A 16,014-nucleotide genomic window follows, 5' to 3' on the forward strand; every position below is an offset into this window, starting at 1 on the left:
TTGTCATTCCCGCAAAGGCGAGAATCCATAGGCTTAGTTACAATAAGTATTGTCATTCCCGCGAAGGCGGGAATCCATAGGCTTAGTTACAATAAGTATTGTCATTCCCGCGCAGGCGGGAATCCATTCTCAACGTCTGGAAAAACCTCGAAGCATCACGCTGCGCTCGAGCTATAAGGAGTTTTATGTCTATAAAAATAAGCTATTTCATGCCTTATTTAAAATTGCAGAGTCTATTGGATGCCTTGCACGATGCAGGATATTCCTGCGTTGGCCCTCAAGTACGCGATGGAGCCATCGTTTATGATGTGCTCAATAGTGTAGATCAATTACCTTGGGGGATCCGTGATCAGCAAACTCCAGGAGGCTATCAATTAGAAAAAACTCCGGAACATAAGGCATTTGCCTTTGCCAATGGCCCACAAGCAATCAAACCTCTTTTATTTAAGCCTCAGGAAACGGTATGGAAAGTAAAACGGGACACTGAGGGAAAATTATCGTTCCAACCCCATCAACCGGAGGAACAACCAATAGCGATGATTGGTGCACGCTCTTGTGATTTAGCAGCAATGACCATTCAAGACAAAGTATTTATTAAGGGCGCCCATCCCGATCCACGTTATAAAAAACGGCGTGAACAGTTCTTTATTGTTGCAGTCAACTGCTCTTATTCCTCAAACAACTGTTTTTGTGTTTCAGCAGGAACCGGTCCTGAAGTCAAGAATTCGTTTGATATGCTTATGACTGAAATTGATGATGGATTTGTAGTCAAATCAGGCAGTGAACGTGGACAAGCGATTATTGATAGCTTACAGTTATCTGAAGCAAAAGCGATTCAATGCACCAAAGTAAGTAAAATTATAGAACATACCGCAGCCATGCAAACAAAAAGAATCCCTTTAGATAATAAACAAGGTTTACGCGATTTGTTATTTGCCAACTTAAATCACTCAAGATGGGAGGAAGTGGCAGAACGATGTTTATCCTGTGGTAACTGCACCTCAGTGTGTCCAACATGTTTTTGCCATAGTGAAGTAGAAAAACCCAGTCTGGATGGCACTTGTAGCGAGCATCAACGCGAATGGGATTCTTGCTTTACTGCAGGCCACAGCTATTTGAGTGGAAAAGTACTTCGTGAGGATACGCGTAAACGATATAGACAATGGTTGACTCATAAGGTAGGCAGTTGGTTTGATCAGTTTGACACCAGTGGTTGTGTAGGTTGTGGACGATGCGTTACCTGGTGCCCTGTGGGTATTGATATGACTGAAGAATTAGCCGCTGTTTCTGGTGAATCCAACGTGAGGATTAAAGAAAGTGATTAACCCAAAAATTGATCCTTATTTGCCACTTGAGGCTATCATTGTAGAGAAAACCGAAGAATCCCCTACCATTTTTACCTTGCATTTACGTTTTCTTGATCCCGAACATCAGCAACAATTTCGCTTTTACCCCGGGCAATTTAATATGCTTTATCTGTATGGGGTGGGTGAAGTTGCGATTTCCATTGTTTCTGACCCGGAAAAGAAAAATATTCTGACCCACACTATCCGTGCCATAGGTCGAGTAACTAAAGCATTACAAAAACTCCAACCTGGAGACCGCATTGGAGTACGCGGTCCTTATGGACGCGGGTGGCCGCTTGAACACACAATAGGCAAAGATGTTGTAGTACTCACAGGCGGTCTGGGTTGTGCCCCTTCGGTTTCGATTATCGAATATATTTTAGCGCGTAGAGAACAATATGGTCATCTGAGTATCCTGCAAGGCGTAAAACACAGCGATGATTTTATTTTCAGAAAACAATATGCAATTTGGCAAAAATCACCCAATACTGTAATTCATGTTGCCGCAGATCAAGCAGGGCCTAAATGGCCGTGGGCTGTTGGTTATGTTACGGATATGATTGATAAACTCAATCTAAATCCTGAAAATACAGTTGTCATGATGTGTGGACCGGAAATGATGATGAATACTGCGGTCAAGGTACTCCATCAACGAGGAATTTCAGAAGATAATATTTATTTGAGCATGGAACGAAATATGGAGTGTGGTATAGGACAATGCGGACATTGCCAATATGGAGGTGTTTTTATTTGTAAGGATGGTCCTGTTTTTACCTATTCAAAAATCAAAGAATTATTTAATGAGCCAGGATTTTAACAACCATGAAGCCACGTGTAGCGGTACATAAATTTACGTCATGCGATGGATGTCAATTAGCCTTTTTAAATTCAGGAGAGGCCTTACTCACATTATCTGACTTAGTGGATATGGTGCATTTTTCAGAGGCAGGGGCAGTCGAGTTGGATGCACAAGTGGATATCGCATTTGTTGAAGGCAGTATTTCTACCCCAGACGAAGAGCAGCGCATAAAAAAAATTCGCGAAAACAGCAAATTCATTATTACGATTGGCGCCTGTGCTACTGCAGGTGGCGTTCAAGCATTACGCCATTTCGCCAATACCAAAGAATGGGTAAGCAGTATTTATGCTTCTCCAGAATACATCCATAGCTTAAGCACCTCAACTCCAATTGCGTCGCATGTTAAAGTAGATTGGGAATTATGGGGTTGCCCTGTTAATAGCAATCAAGTATTGGAAGCGATTCGTTTTTTATTATCCAATGCAACGCCACGCATCAAACAAGATTCTGAATGTATGGAGTGTAAACGGAAAGGCAATATTTGTGTTTTAGTCACCCAAAAACAACCTTGCATGGGCCCTGTAACCAAATTAGGCTGTGGCTCCCTATGTCCAACAGTAGGACGAGGATGTTATGCATGTTATGGTCCTAAAGAAAATTCCAACCCTCAATCCTTGGGAAAATGGTTTGAACAGCTAGGCCTGACTCGAGAAGCCATTGCACAAAAATTTTTGCATATAAATAATCAAGCACCAGTGTTTAATAAAGCAGGTACTTATTTCAAGGGAATTAAAATCAGCAATGAGTAATACTATATCTATCAACGTTCCCATTTTAGCGCGCGTCGAAGGTGAAGGAGCGCTAGAACTGCACATTCAAGACAATGCAATCACCAAATTGCAATTAAAAATTTATGAACCCCCTAGATTGTTTGAGAAGTTTCTTGAAGGCAGAAGCTACACCGAGGTGTTGGATCTTGTAGCGCGAATCTGTGGAATATGTCCGGTTGCCTACCAAATGAGTGCGACTCAGGCAATTGAGCATTGTTTTGGGATACAACCCTCCCCTTGGGTACGTGAAATGCGCCGTCTCTTTTACTGCGGTGAATGGCTGGAAAGCCATAGCATGCACATACATTTTTTAGCACTACCTGATTTTTTAGGATTTAAATCAGCACCTGAAATGGCGAAACGTTATCCCGAAGAAGTAAGACGCGGCATCCGTTTGCAGGCATTTGGCAATGATTTAATCAAATTATTTGGTGGCCGTTCGGTGCATCCGGTTGGTGCCTGCTTGGGTGGATTTTATAAAGCGCCTAATCATATGGCAATCAACACACTTTTAGAAAACGCAAAAGCGCGCATCGAAGATTGTGACGCATTAATTCGCTGGCTTGCAAAACTGTCATTTCCGGATAACTCTCATGACTTTACTTGTGTCTCGCTGTATCACCCCACGGAATATCCATTCAATGAGGGACGTTTAGTCTCTGATCACGGATTAAATATCAACATTGAGGAATTTGATGCTTATTTCAAAGAGCACCAAGTCCCCTATTCCACTGCCTTGCATTGTTTATTGCAGAATAAGCCTTATCTGGTAGGGCCTCTTGCACGCATCAATAATTGTTTTGGTCATCTTCCGACACCTATTCATCTTCTGCTTCAAGATTTAAAAATAAATTTTCCTTCTCATAATATGTATCACAGCATGATGGCCCGCGCGGTTGAAATCTATTTTTGCGTTTTGGAGTCCATACGCATTATGGAACAGTATGAAATTCCTAAAGAAGCACATCCAGAGATTAAGCCACGTGCCGGAACAGGATTTGGATGTACCGAAGCTCCCAGAGGGACTCTGTGGCAACATATTCAATTAGATGCTCAAGGACAAGTTAAACTTGCCCGTATTGTGCCGCCAACCAGCCAGAATCAGGCGCGTATTGAGCAAGATTTACGTATTTCTTTGGCGCAATATGGCCTTAATCAAGACGAAGAGTCATTACGCGCCTATAGCGAAATGATTATTCGCAATTATGATCCATGTATTTCATGCTCCACTCATTTTTTAACAATTAAAGTGAATCGAGAATGAACCTCATCAAAGTATTAGGCATCGGTTCCCCTTTTGGCGATGATCAAGCAGGTTGGAAGGTAGCCGCAGAGTTAAGACGACAACTTGCAATCCCAACCCCTATGGCACCTTACGTGCTTATTGAGCACCATGATCGCCCGGGTGTTCGGCTGATAGAGTTAATTAGAGGCTTCAACACGATCTTTATCATTGATGCAGTCAAATCAGGTAGTGAAGTTGGGACTATTCATCGGTTTCACAAAGATGCACTTCTTGATTCGGAGCCCACATTCTCAACTCATGGCATCAGTATTCTCCAAGCCCTGCAATTAGCTGGTGCCCTGAATGAATTACCAGCCAATCTTTTATTTTATGGAATCGAAATTGACGCAATTACCCTGGATGAAACACTATCTCCTCAAGTAGAACAAGCAATTGGGGAGGTGACACGTCTCCTATTAAGTGAGATTGTTATAACTTATAGATTTTAGTTTTCCCTGGCATTCGAGGAATAATAAAAAAACAACTCCATTCAAATTAAAGAGAGCTGCTGCTAATTTTCTACCTTACTCTATCCTGCGGCTTGCTCGCAAGGACCAGGCGCCAAAAGAAATATAATTTGCTTTTCCTAGAAAAAGAAATATTCTATTTTCATGTTTTGCACGCTTTGATTAACTCTTAAAGATTAATGGAGACCAAATATGTCACACGTTGCACTTATTACTGGAGCAAGCAGTGGTATCGGGCGAGCATTAGCTTTAGAGCTGGCATCTAAGGACATCACCGTAATTGCTATTGCAAGAAATAACGATGAATTAATTAAACTAAAGGATAAAAACCCGAATAAGATTAAAATAATACCCGCGGATATTACTACGGATAAGGGTTTAAACAAAATTGAAGAAGAACTTAATGGATTAAAAATCAATTACTTGATCCATAGTGCAGGTATTATTTCTCCTCTTGGTTTATTACATGAAGCAAGGCCTTCTGATGTAAAGAAAATAATTGCAACAAATCTTATTGCACCCATACTGCTCACTCAAAAGACACTGCCTTTCTTCTCCAAAAAAGGCGGTCGAATTTTAAACATTACTTCCGTAGCTTCAGAACATGCCGTCCCAGGTGCAGGTGCTTACTGCATCACCAAATCGGCGCTCAATATGTGGACGCAAGTCTTGCAGACTGAATTGCCTCCTGGGATCGTAGCTACTGATGTTATCCCAGGGGAAGTAGATACTGAAATGCAAAAAAATTTGCGCGAATGTCCTATTGAACAATTCCCATTAGCTAGAGAATTTCAAGAAGCGTACCAAGAAAAAACCTTGATTCCACCCTCTGTATGCGCTGACTTTTTAGCGTTCCTCTTATTAAAAACCACACCGGAAGAATTTTCTGCAAAAAGATGGAATATTTATAAACATTATACAAAGAAAATTCCTCTTCCATTGAATAAAGAAAAACTCAATGATGGGCTAAAAAAACAATAGAATAAAAAAATACAGCTGCGGTTTGCAATTGTAATGGCTTAGAACCAACTTCCTAGAGTTATTCAAAAAGCAAAGCCATGAAAATATGATGTTCATATGTTCCATCGATTCGCACCGCATTTTTATGCACCCCTTCTTTTACAAATCCATATTTTTCATACAATGAAATTGCGGCCTGATTGTGTTCACGCACGGTAAGCTCAATGCGGGTTAACCCCTTTTGCTTAGCCATATGCAATGCGGTACTTAATAACTCTTCCCCAATTCCCTGCCCTCGGTACGGTGCAATTACACCAATTCCTAAAGAACCAACATGAGCAAAAACAGGTCGATCAAGCGGACTAATATCACACCATCCAACTAATTTCCCATCACACATTGCGACTACTTGAGGCCAATTATCTTTGATATGTCCTAAAACAAACGCCTTAGTTAATTCGATAGGAGGTCCTTCCAAAAAAGCTAAAAATTTACGTTCGCGAGCAACACTATCTACAGCGGACCAAAACGCTTCAATGTGTTTTTCCTGAATCGGCATAATAGTAAATTGCATAGGAGGCTCTTAAGGTGGGCATCGATGTATAGTAAAAAGAAGATTTATCTTTGAGTCAATAAGCTGTTACTCATTTTCACTGACAAATTAGGTGCTGTTTGCATTTTGCTCGCTTGAACCCTATCTCATTGATTCGTGTTCATTGCAATTTGATTTATTGGAAATTATTAACCCTTAATGATCTTTTAATGCTCATCAAGTATAATAAACAATTAACCATAAGTCCCACATCGTTTTTATTGGAGATATTATGCTACCACTGAATTTCATAACTCAAGGAAGTCTTGTGGTTCCAGCCAATATTTCAGTGCCTTTGGTCTTCCCTGGAGTTAGAGGAAAAATAAAAAAACCAATTCCATTACCTGGGGACCGATCATTAGAAGCGAATAGCTTGGCAATAATCCAGCCACTGAATTTAGATAAGCCAGAAGAAAAACAGCGATTTAGGTTAACTCCTTATGTCCCCATAGGTTCGAGTCGTGATGATTTGCCTGAAAATCAAAGAAATATTTCTATTGATGAGGAAAATAGCTGTGAAGTCGAACTTGATGATCCTACCCAGTATTTAGAATATATCGAACAATATCAACAAACCGAGGCCCCCTTATTTGGTAAGGGCTCTCCATCTATAGACGATGTTAGACAAGCCAGGGTACCCGATTGCTTTTTATTAGCGTCCATAGCAGCTATTTTGAGTCAACCCGACGGAGCCAGCTACATTCGTAGTATGTTGCGACAAAATAATGATGGGACAACGACCGTTCGTTTATTCAACCCTAAAACATTGGAACCAGTTTATGTCCGAGTAGAAAACTCCTACATCGTAGATCAAAAAGGTAGTTTAAATAACCACACTGCGCTATGGGTCGATATACTTGAAAAAGCAGCAGCCTCGGTTCCCGAGTTTTTTGGAAATACGAACCCTTCCATGAGTGGCGCTCTGAAAGGTGGCACAGAATCTAATGCATTGAAAATATTAACGGGTTGCCATTCGAAAGAAAAATATATTAATAATGATAAGTTTTTCGCTTGGGATATAGGTAACTTTTTTGCTAGTGAGCTTGAACAATTGGAGGTATTAACCCAACAGAAAAAGCTCATGCAAGAACTCGGAGGAGAACACCAATCTGGAATAGATAAAATTATTTCAGAAATGCTCTCAGCAAGAATAAGAGTCTTTGAAGAAATTTTTGATGAGGACGCGGAAAAAATCTGTTTGCAATTAATTGATTTTTATATAAAAAATAGAGATGTATGGGGAAAAAAATACAATGAGTATAGTAATAGCCAACAACGTCTTGAAGAAATCATAAAACATTTTTCACAGGATGAGACAAATCAACAAGCAGTTGATATCTTAAAAAAATTATTTAATTACTATCATAAAGATGTAAAACAAAATGTACGAAGAGATAATCAAGAACTATTCAGCGGAATTTATTCACCTGAAGAGCTCCAAGTTTTTAACGACATTACAAATAAACTCGCTGAGGGTGAATCCTTAACAGCCGGAACTCCCCATAGATACGATGAAAAGGTACCCGGCCTAAGAGCGATGCACGCTTATACGATTGTTGATGCTTTTGAAACGCTACGTCCTGTTAATAAAGATGAGGATGTAATGCGTCCGATTAAAATGATACGCATTAGAAATCCGTGGGGATTCACAGGCAGGATTTATTTGCCTAATATGGAAAATCCTGATCAAATTGAGATTAAAGAAGAGCGTGTTGCAGGTACTTTTGATTTAGAACTTAAAGATTTTTGTCGTTATTATGAAAGTTATACCAGCACCCAAAACTTCACCGAGGTTCGAGTACTGGCTGAAAAAAGAAAGCGGTTAGCCTTAAAAATGCAAAATCTCTTAAACGGAGACCATACATTACCGGGGAAAGACACTCAACATGATTTATCGTCAAAAATAGATGCATATTTTGAATGCAAAGCTGATTTAGTGAGCATCCAAATGATTGCTGTTGAATTGTTAAATGAGGATATTCATAAAAAAATCGCGGAAGTGTTTGAAGATAAGCAAAGAAATTACGAAGATGTTATAGATTCATTAAAGGAAATTATTGAAGCCAATAAAATAACTATGATGAATATTTTTCAAACCTCCGATTGTGAGTTAATCGCTGTATCAATTAATTACTGGTGGCAAAATGCGAATCAACAATGTTCTCCAGAGGATGAGAAAAAATATGAACATCAATTAATTGATTCTGTTATGAAAGATAATTTGCTTTGGCAACATTTCGTTGAAAATTATCAAACGAATGCTTCTCTAGCTTTAAAGCCATTGAATAAATCGAGACGATTAATTGATGACTTATTTAAAAGTATTGAGGAATCAAAAGAATCGCTACAATCATTAGACCCACATGATGAGGGTTATGTATCATTTCTAAAAGCACTATTACTCCAAACCGCTTTGCTGAAACAACATATTGGTTATCTTGAAAAAAACGAACAACTTTTGCTACAGTATGATATTAAAATAGATGCCTTTCGCAAAAAAGCGGCACAACTTGATGCTTATATCGAAGAATTAATGCAGAGCAATCCAAGCGCTTATCATGTTAAAATGCAACTCGAACAAGAATTACCGCAACAAAGTGTATCAATAGATGATTTTACCGCTGATACCGAACGACTTTTAAAAAAGAATTTAGCTGAAATGGGCATAGTTTCAAATGAGTATCATGAAAAAGAACAAATCGCTCATGCTTCAAACCAAGAAAATGAAAGTGAGCCACAAAAATCGCGCTACTTGCCTCAATGGTTAATTTCTTTACAGAACTTATTAGAGCGAGTTCTTGAGGCAATTACGAATTGGAATAGCCCTAATCCTATTAATAACGATCAAAGTTCGTCCCGCGCTGGATATAATCTAAAACCGACAGGTGATAAATATTCCAATCATTTTAAGAGATTGGCATTTTTTGTCCCCGTTGTTCCTGATAATGAGACAATGCATACTGTCGCTGATTTCGTCTTCAAATCCTAATCGCTAGATCTCCTTCCATACAGGAGGTCTAAACATTGCGCGTTATCCAGTGCACCCACAGATGGCCAATTACTTCAAATTTTCCTTAAAGTAAACTCTTTAATTAATTGGACAGGATAAAACCCCAAGAACATGTTATAGTTCAAATCAACAGCAACAACACTTAAAAAATATGCAAAAAATTACAATTTATCATAATCCTAGATGCTCCAAATCAAGGAAAACGTTGGAACTTCTTCACTGCCAAGGTTATGAACCTGTTATTGTTGAATATCTTAAAACCCCGCTTAATCTGGAACAAATAAATAGTTTAAGAGCACATTTCGCGCTTAAGGACTTCGTTCGTACAGAGGAGCCTGTTTTTAAAGAGCATGGATTATCCCTGGACAATGAAGTCCAAGTTTTACAAGCAATGCTTAAATACCCCATATTAATGCAACGTCCAATAGTCACCTATAAAGATAAAGCAGTCATAGGACGTCCACCTGAGCATGTTCTGGAGTTATTTAAGTAGTTGTTTCTTGTAGCCTGCGGGAGGTCCCTCGTTACACCGTTACACTCGAGATGACGAAAACTCCCCTCCCAGTTAAGTGTTTCGTATCGCTTAACTGGGCGTGATAATCCTTATGCTCATTGATAGTTAAGTGGCTTTGAAATGCCCTCGTCAACCTTCATCGTTGATTTTGATTGATGAATACCAAAACTTCCTAAAGTAGTTAAAGGTAGAAATCGGGGCTTATTGAGTGCTTGATTCAGTTCAGAGTCCTGATTTTGAACTGCTTCGTTGAGGTCAGCTCCACTCTTCTTAAGGCTTAATACAGCATCGACAATACCTTGAAGGTTTGTACCACTATTCATCCAATATGGATTCAAACTGTTTTTTCCTTCTTGTAAGCACATTATAGTGTCGATGATTTTTTGGCCAACTAGTCCCTGTTTATTTAAAAAATGTATTGCTTGATTACAGTAAACATCCTCGATTGGATGAAAAAATATCTTTGGATTAAAGATGAGTCCCTCTGTTTTTAAACAAATTGCCAACTGTTGTTTCAGCATCGTATATAAATTGTTTAAATCCCGATCGATAAAAGGGAAATGTGTTTTCAATTCATTGAAAAGTGGAGGGGATAAACTTAAAAAATCAGGAAATGGAGTCATAGAGACGGACTTAAAGAGTTCATTTACTTTAATTATAATCTCAGAGATATCCCCTGCATTTTTATTTTTGTTCAAATTGTTAATAATCTCTGCGAAAGAAGATAAAATTCCAATATGCCTAACGAATGCAATCAGGTTATTATCAGCATCTCGAGCACAGACCTCATCATCGCCTATCTTAATCCTGACATCTGGAGATATTGAAGATGAATCAATTAATTTTTCATCTTGATCTTTACTCATATAAGGTTCGAGCGAATTAAGCATTCCAGTGAACAATGGCATCATATCTGAAAGGTAATGGTCCCGATAGAACAATGCGAATATGAGATAGTTATAAGACTTGATTTGCTCTAATAAAGTCTCTAAAGTCACTGAATGAGAATACTCCTTAAATTCCTCTACAAGTTGTTTTTTTTGTTCTTGACTTAAATCATGGTCATCAAATGCATCTAAAAATAGAGCTAAATTAACTTCATTAACTGTTTCAGGCAAAATGAAATGGAAATGCTCGTGTTTCTCCTTTGCTTTATCCTTTATAAGAAACGATAGGTGCTTATTATGAGTATAATGAGCAAAATCATGCATTAGTCCTTCGCCAATAGACAAAACTTTATATTGTGTTAAAAGCTTATTATATTTATCGAGAAACTTTTGGAGTCCAGCTTCAGGGACATAAACGCTAATAAATGGGCCACTTATTTTAATTTTTTTTATAAGTTGATTTTCAGGAAATCGTTTTAGAAACATAATCCACAGTCCTACTGAAGAAATTGAGGACACAGTGTAACGCAATCGGGCATTTATTTTAATAGTAGCTTTTAAATTCACTCATTTAGATGGCGCTATTTGAGTAGTATTTGTTGTTCTTTGTAGCTTGGGTTTAGCGCAGCGAAACCCAGGCTACAATCTTATAATTCAAGCGTCACTACTATTCAGATACTAATTGATTTGGACAACCTGCTTGATGGAATGCTACAAGTGCAGTATAGATGCCTTGATAATCTGCAAATGCATTTCTATTCGCTTTAATATCATCAAAAACCGCGTCTGTTCGACCACAAGTTCCATATTCTGTAATATTTGCATGATCGCCATTGGCTTTTTTATAAGACATAAACGTTTCACCGCAATGCAAATGAGGTCGTTTGGTCTTATCATTCCCTAGATATTCTACATTGCCACAGTACATTTTCTTAAAGTTCACCTTAAACTGAGGTATATTCGCAAATGAATTTACAGAAACTGCAATAATAAAACCAGCTACGGCCATAAGTGATATTTTATTCATCATAACGCTCCAAAATAAATAGAAAGCGCTAAATTTAACACATATCAATACAGCAACCAAGATTCAATACATAAAATACTAATACCTTGAGTTTACCTTATTTTTGCATCACATAGGCTCCAGGCGCAGAGGGTAGCGATGGATCAAGATGCGGTGGTGAAACATGTCTTTGCGAACCAGTGTTGACTAACCACTCGTGCCAGGCAAGCCACCAGGATCCCTCTTTCCTTTTTGCTTTACTTACCCATTTTTTCGGCCCCAGATAAGGCATGTGTTTCTTGCTTTCACGGATATAATAAAAACGTCCTGGATGATTGGGTTCACTAACAATTCCTGCGTTGTGGCCACCATTTGTTAATACAAAGGTAATATCCGAGTGCATCATCAAATGTACTTTATAAACAGATTCCCAAGGAGCAATATGATCATGTTCGGGACTCACGGCAAAAATAGGCACATGAACATTTTTAGGAGCTACTATTTCATCTTCTACACGAAAATGCCCTTCAGCGAATTCATTTTTTAGAAATAGTTTCTCAAGGTATTCCGTATGCATTTTATAAGGCATACGTGTCGCGTCAGCATTCCACGCCAGTAAATCGATCATACCGCGTTTTTTACCTGTCATATAATCATCAACCATCTTTGACCAAATCAAATCATAAGTACGCAACATTTGAAAAGAACCGGCCATATGTTTGGGATCAAGATACCCCTTTTCCCACATCATGTTTTTGAGAAATGCTATTTCACTTTCATTGATAAAGAGCATGAGTTCGCCTGCTTTTGTAAAATCTCCTTGTGCCGCAAGAAGGGAAAGACTTTTAAGACGACTATCTTTATCTCGTGCCATTGCAGCAGCAGTAATCATAGCTAAAGTTCCCCCAAGGCAATATCCCATCAAATGAATTTTTGTCTTAGGCAAAATATCACTTACCGTATCAATTGCGGCCATTGCACCTTGGCGATAATAATCATCCATGCCTAAATCACGGTCGTTCTCGTCTGGATTGCGCCATGAGACAATAAAGACCGTATGTCCTTGTCCCACAAGCCACTTAACTAGAGAATTTCCTGGTGATAAATCCAGAATATAATATTTCATTATCCATGCAGGCAATATTAGAATGGGCTCTTTAAAAACAGTTTCAGTTTGCGGTTCATATTGAATTAATTCTATTAAATGATTAGTAAATACAATCCTCCCTGGAGTAATTGCAACATTCTTGCCTGGTTTGAACTTTCCTGCGCCTGGAGGTGGCATACCGGCTAATCTTCTCTGCGCATGCTCGATTGCAAGTTCGGTACCTTGAATTAAATTGGCGCCACCAGAGCGAATTGTTTCATAAAAAAGATCAGGATTAGTCATGACAAAATTGGAGGGTGATAACGCGTCGAGTAACTGGCGAATAAAAAAAGAAACCGTGCGCTCTGCTCGACCGAAAAGACCAGGAACTTTTCGTGTGGCATATTGCCACCAATCTTCAATCTGAAGAAAAGTTTCAGCATAAAAACGCCAGGGCATCAATTGCCAATTTTCTTTATGAAAACGAACGTCCTTTCCTTCTCCTGGTTGTTTTTCACATAGCAGACGAGCAAGAAACTCATCCAAGTGTATGCCTGGATAACAAGCCAATGCCAATAGATGGCCTGGTGATTGGGCTAATTGCAAAAGCCAGGCCCAATAAGAAGTTCCTATTACTGCAGGACTCATTCCCATTGTAACCTTACCAAGATTTGCCTGATACCATTTATTGAGATAATAAAAAAATTCATCCAACTCCTTGATATATTTTGCATGATGGGAATTGTTGACCATCTCAGATGGAGGCTCAGGTTGTTTCTTTAAGACTAATCTAGATACGACTTTCGTTTGCTCTGTTCCTTTCATGGTCAATTTCCTTTTGATTCCATCCAGCTAATACTTTGTTGGCGATTTAACCGATGTGCTGCTGTAAATTATAGTATTATTTTCAGTATAATGCGTGAGTTATAAAACAGATCAAGAGAATAAAGACATCTTGAGTTGCTTTAATAATGGAGTATGCTTAAAAAAGGATATAAACCAAATCGAACAGAGGGAAACAATGAAAAATCTATTAGTTATTTTACTATGTGTCATTTGTACTTCAGTGCTAGCTGATGATTTGGGAAAAAGCACCTATCAAGTATCGTGTAAATCGTGCCATGCTCCTCAATTTGCAGCCGGGATAAAAGCTCCTGCGGCTTTTGATAAAAAAGCTTGGGATATACGCTTTAAAAATGCTGAACTAGAAGCCAAAAACAATCCTACAGAATATAAAACAGCCATGGATTATTTATTATACAAGATAAAACTTGGCAAAGGGTTAATGCCGCATAGTGGGTTGTGTAAGGAAGCAGATGTACCCAAGAAAAATTGCTCGGATGAAGCATTTATTCAGGCGATTCACTATATGTCTCAAAATTAAGAATCAATGTCAACAATGCATCTAAGCATTAGATGCCTGGTCTCAGCGGCACAGCCATTAAGTTAAGGATTTTTGTCATTCCCGCGAATTCTTAAGTTGGCACTACGCCTTGCTAGAAGTAGGTTCCCGCCTTCGCGGGAACGACAGTTTTTTACTTAACTTATTGAACATGGGTCTCAGCGGAGCCTGGGATATTTGAGTCTCCCAAAAAACATAAGTTCCGCTATGCACGATAATCAAGGTTTATCATGATACAAAACAATCAGCTCCTTACTGGAAGAACAACCTAATACTTCCATTGTCTTAGCCAGAGTACCTTCCACAGTTCGATAGGAAATCTTCATGTCACGCGCAATTTCTTTTGAACTTTTTCCTTGGGCGAGTAATTTAAGACAGACTGCTTGTTGTTCTGATAAGTGTACCGGAATATGTGACACTTTATGAAACAGCACAATATCTTTCTCATTTAATTTGACTGATTTGGATTCTCTTGTTTGCTTTGCGGTGACATGCTCAAACACACTTAATACATGTTCTTCCAATGCATTATCATTTGTATCAAGAGAGATATTCGCTACGTTTTCAAATAATGGATCACGTTCGACATGAAGCCTATCAAAAAAGGTTTTAAGATCAGTAGTTAATAATGGTGAAGGATTACGTGCTATTCGCCCTATTTGCACTTCAGTACTTACTTGCAAAAAAACCACCAACTCCGAAGATAATAAGTGGCGAATTGCCTCATCACAGATAATACTTGCTTCAGTAGCTACTACAATATTCTCTTTAGTTTTCAGTGCATTCAGTAGATTATATTGGCATTGATAAAAATCTTTTTGGCCTTCAGTACCAAAAATCTCATTTAAGGAACGTCCAATATGATACTCAATTCCAAGATCAGCATCGATAAACTGCCAACCCAATTTTTCAGCCAGCTGTTTAGCAAATAAACCTTTACCAGCACCTGGTAGGCCGACAATAAATATACGTTTATATTGATTCATGGTTTTCTCTCCTACCCGCTTTATTAATAAGCACTAATTTTGGAATCTACTGATATTATAAAAAATGGATATAAATAGCATCAATACGTAAAACTACTTATTAAGTAATACAGTATTTGTACAAAAAGGCCTTTTAGCAACTTTTTTCTATTAATAATTTTTTTGCTGTTACCAAATCAAAATATGCTTTTTTCTTATCGGAGGGATTACGTAAAAGATAGGCTGGATGATAACTTACTAAAAAGGGGATATTCTGGTATTGGTGCAGTGTATTACGCAATTGTTTGAGTGGAAGTGGTTTGTTAAGCAAAAACTGCCCTGCAAAACGACCTAACGCCAAGATCAGATGAGGCTGTACAAGCTCAATTTGACGTGCGAGGTACGAACTGCATTGAGCAATTTCATCTTCTTGGGGATCCCGGTTATTCGGTGGTCTACATTTCAAAACATTAGCAATGTAAACATCTTCTTCAACCATTTCAATGCTGTGCAGCATCTGATTTAATAAGCTTCCTGCTTTACCCACAAAAGGTTGGCCTTGTTGATCCTCATAAAAACCTGGGGCTTCGCCAATTATCATCAATTTGGCTTGCGGACTGCCACGAAAAAAAACCGTTTGCGTTCGAGTTTTATGTAAAGCACATCGGGTGCATGCGGCCACCTCTTGGAGCTAATGCAGATAAATCCTGCTCACCAGAAGGATTAGGCTTGCGTAACACCCAGAGATCGATTCCCATAGCCTGTAGGTAATAACGATTTAAAGTGTCTGACATAAAGGACTCATTTCAAAACTGTAACATGCTAGAGAATAGTTGGAGTGTTATTTTCGTTTTTAATTTTTGA

At 38.6% G+C, this 16,014-nt stretch carries 14 protein-coding genes and 1 pseudogene; 9 read left to right on the forward strand and 6 right to left on the reverse strand.

What is annotated here, in order from left to right; translation table 11 throughout:
• The first annotated feature begins 209 nt into the window (after positions 1–209).
• The 6 genes from DGG96_RS12780 to DGG96_RS12805 all read left to right on the forward strand — a co-directional run bounded on the left by DGG96_RS12780 (position 210) and on the right by DGG96_RS12805 (position 5,708).
• Complete coding sequence (locus DGG96_RS12780) at positions 210–1,325, forward strand: 4Fe-4S dicluster domain-containing protein (protein WP_407656308.1); 1,116 nt, start codon at positions 210–212, stop codon at positions 1,323–1,325.
• Positions 1,318–2,163 (forward strand): FAD/NAD(P)-binding protein, encoded by an 846-nt coding sequence (locus DGG96_RS12785; protein ID WP_110143050.1) that lies wholly within the window; start codon positions 1,318–1,320, stop codon positions 2,161–2,163. The genes DGG96_RS12780 and DGG96_RS12785 overlap by 8 nt, the downstream gene beginning before the upstream one ends.
• Before the next feature lie 5 nt (positions 2,164–2,168).
• Positions 2,169–2,954 carry an NADH-quinone oxidoreductase subunit B family protein gene (locus DGG96_RS12790; protein ID WP_110143051.1) on the forward strand — a complete coding sequence of 262 codons (786 nt, stop codon included), beginning with the start codon at positions 2,169–2,171 and terminating at the stop codon, positions 2,952–2,954.
• Positions 2,947–4,239 (forward strand): Ni/Fe hydrogenase subunit alpha, encoded by a 1,293-nt coding sequence (locus tag DGG96_RS12795; RefSeq protein ID WP_110143052.1) that lies wholly within the window; start codon positions 2,947–2,949, stop codon positions 4,237–4,239. The genes DGG96_RS12790 and DGG96_RS12795 overlap by 8 nt, the downstream gene beginning before the upstream one ends.
• Positions 4,236–4,709, forward strand: coding sequence for a hydrogenase maturation protease (locus DGG96_RS12800; RefSeq protein WP_110143053.1), 474 nt, complete (start codon positions 4,236–4,238; stop codon positions 4,707–4,709). Before DGG96_RS12795 ends, DGG96_RS12800 begins: the two co-directional genes overlap by 4 nt.
• 210 nt (positions 4,710–4,919) lie before the next feature.
• The gene (locus DGG96_RS12805; protein WP_110143054.1) at positions 4,920–5,708 is read left to right on the forward strand and encodes an SDR family NAD(P)-dependent oxidoreductase; all 789 of its coding nucleotides are present in this window, start codon (positions 4,920–4,922) and stop codon (positions 5,706–5,708) included.
• 58 nt (positions 5,709–5,766) lie between these two features.
• On the opposite strand, the gene DGG96_RS12810 is transcribed toward DGG96_RS12805, so the two are convergent.
• Entirely contained in the window at positions 5,767–6,261 is a 495-nt protein-coding gene (locus tag DGG96_RS12810; protein ID WP_110143055.1) for a GNAT family N-acetyltransferase, read from the reverse strand.
• Between the two features lie 250 nt (positions 6,262–6,511).
• On the opposite strand from DGG96_RS12810, the gene DGG96_RS12815 reads away from it, so the two are divergent.
• Both DGG96_RS12815 and arsC read left to right on the forward strand, forming a co-directional pair.
• Positions 6,512–9,268 carry a C2 family cysteine protease gene (locus tag DGG96_RS12815; RefSeq protein ID WP_110143056.1) on the forward strand — a complete coding sequence of 919 codons (2,757 nt, stop codon included), beginning with the start codon at positions 6,512–6,514 and terminating at the stop codon, positions 9,266–9,268.
• 172 nt (positions 9,269–9,440) lie between these two features.
• The gene (gene arsC / locus DGG96_RS12820; protein ID WP_110143057.1) at positions 9,441–9,782 is read left to right on the forward strand and encodes an arsenate reductase (glutaredoxin); all 342 of its coding nucleotides are present in this window, start codon (positions 9,441–9,443) and stop codon (positions 9,780–9,782) included.
• A gap of 116 nt (positions 9,783–9,898) precedes the next feature.
• Here arsC and DGG96_RS12825 read toward each other — a convergent pair whose 3' ends face one another.
• From DGG96_RS12825 to DGG96_RS12835, 3 genes are all read right to left on the reverse strand, one after another.
• Complete coding sequence (locus tag DGG96_RS12825) at positions 9,899–11,176, reverse strand: hypothetical protein (RefSeq protein ID WP_110143058.1); 1,278 nt, start codon at positions 11,174–11,176, stop codon at positions 9,899–9,901.
• Positions 11,177–11,357: 181 nt separating this feature from the next.
• Positions 11,358–11,720 carry a hypothetical protein gene (locus tag DGG96_RS12830; RefSeq protein WP_233590479.1) on the reverse strand — a complete coding sequence of 121 codons (363 nt, stop codon included), beginning with the start codon at positions 11,718–11,720 and terminating at the stop codon, positions 11,358–11,360.
• Between the two features lie 94 nt (positions 11,721–11,814).
• Complete coding sequence (locus DGG96_RS12835; protein ID WP_110143060.1) at positions 11,815–13,608, reverse strand: PHA/PHB synthase family protein; 1,794 nt, start codon at positions 13,606–13,608, stop codon at positions 11,815–11,817.
• A 196-nt stretch (positions 13,609–13,804) separates the two neighbouring features.
• Between DGG96_RS12835 and DGG96_RS12840 the strand changes: the two genes are divergently transcribed.
• A complete protein-coding gene (locus DGG96_RS12840; RefSeq protein ID WP_110143061.1) occupies positions 13,805–14,167 on the forward strand; it encodes a c-type cytochrome in 363 nt (120 codons plus the stop codon).
• 236 nt (positions 14,168–14,403) lie between these two features.
• Here the strand turns inward: DGG96_RS12840 and DGG96_RS12845 are convergent, their stop codons facing one another.
• Both DGG96_RS12845 and DGG96_RS12850 read right to left on the reverse strand, forming a co-directional pair.
• Positions 14,404–15,171, reverse strand: a complete 768-nt coding sequence (locus DGG96_RS12845) for a shikimate kinase (protein WP_110143062.1) — start codon at positions 15,169–15,171, stop codon at positions 14,404–14,406.
• A 133-nt stretch (positions 15,172–15,304) separates the two neighbouring features.
• Positions 15,305–15,944 (reverse strand): annotated as a pseudogene (locus DGG96_RS12850) (uracil-DNA glycosylase).
• Positions 15,945–16,014: the final 70 nt, after the last annotated feature.

The organism is Legionella qingyii, from assembly GCF_003184185.1.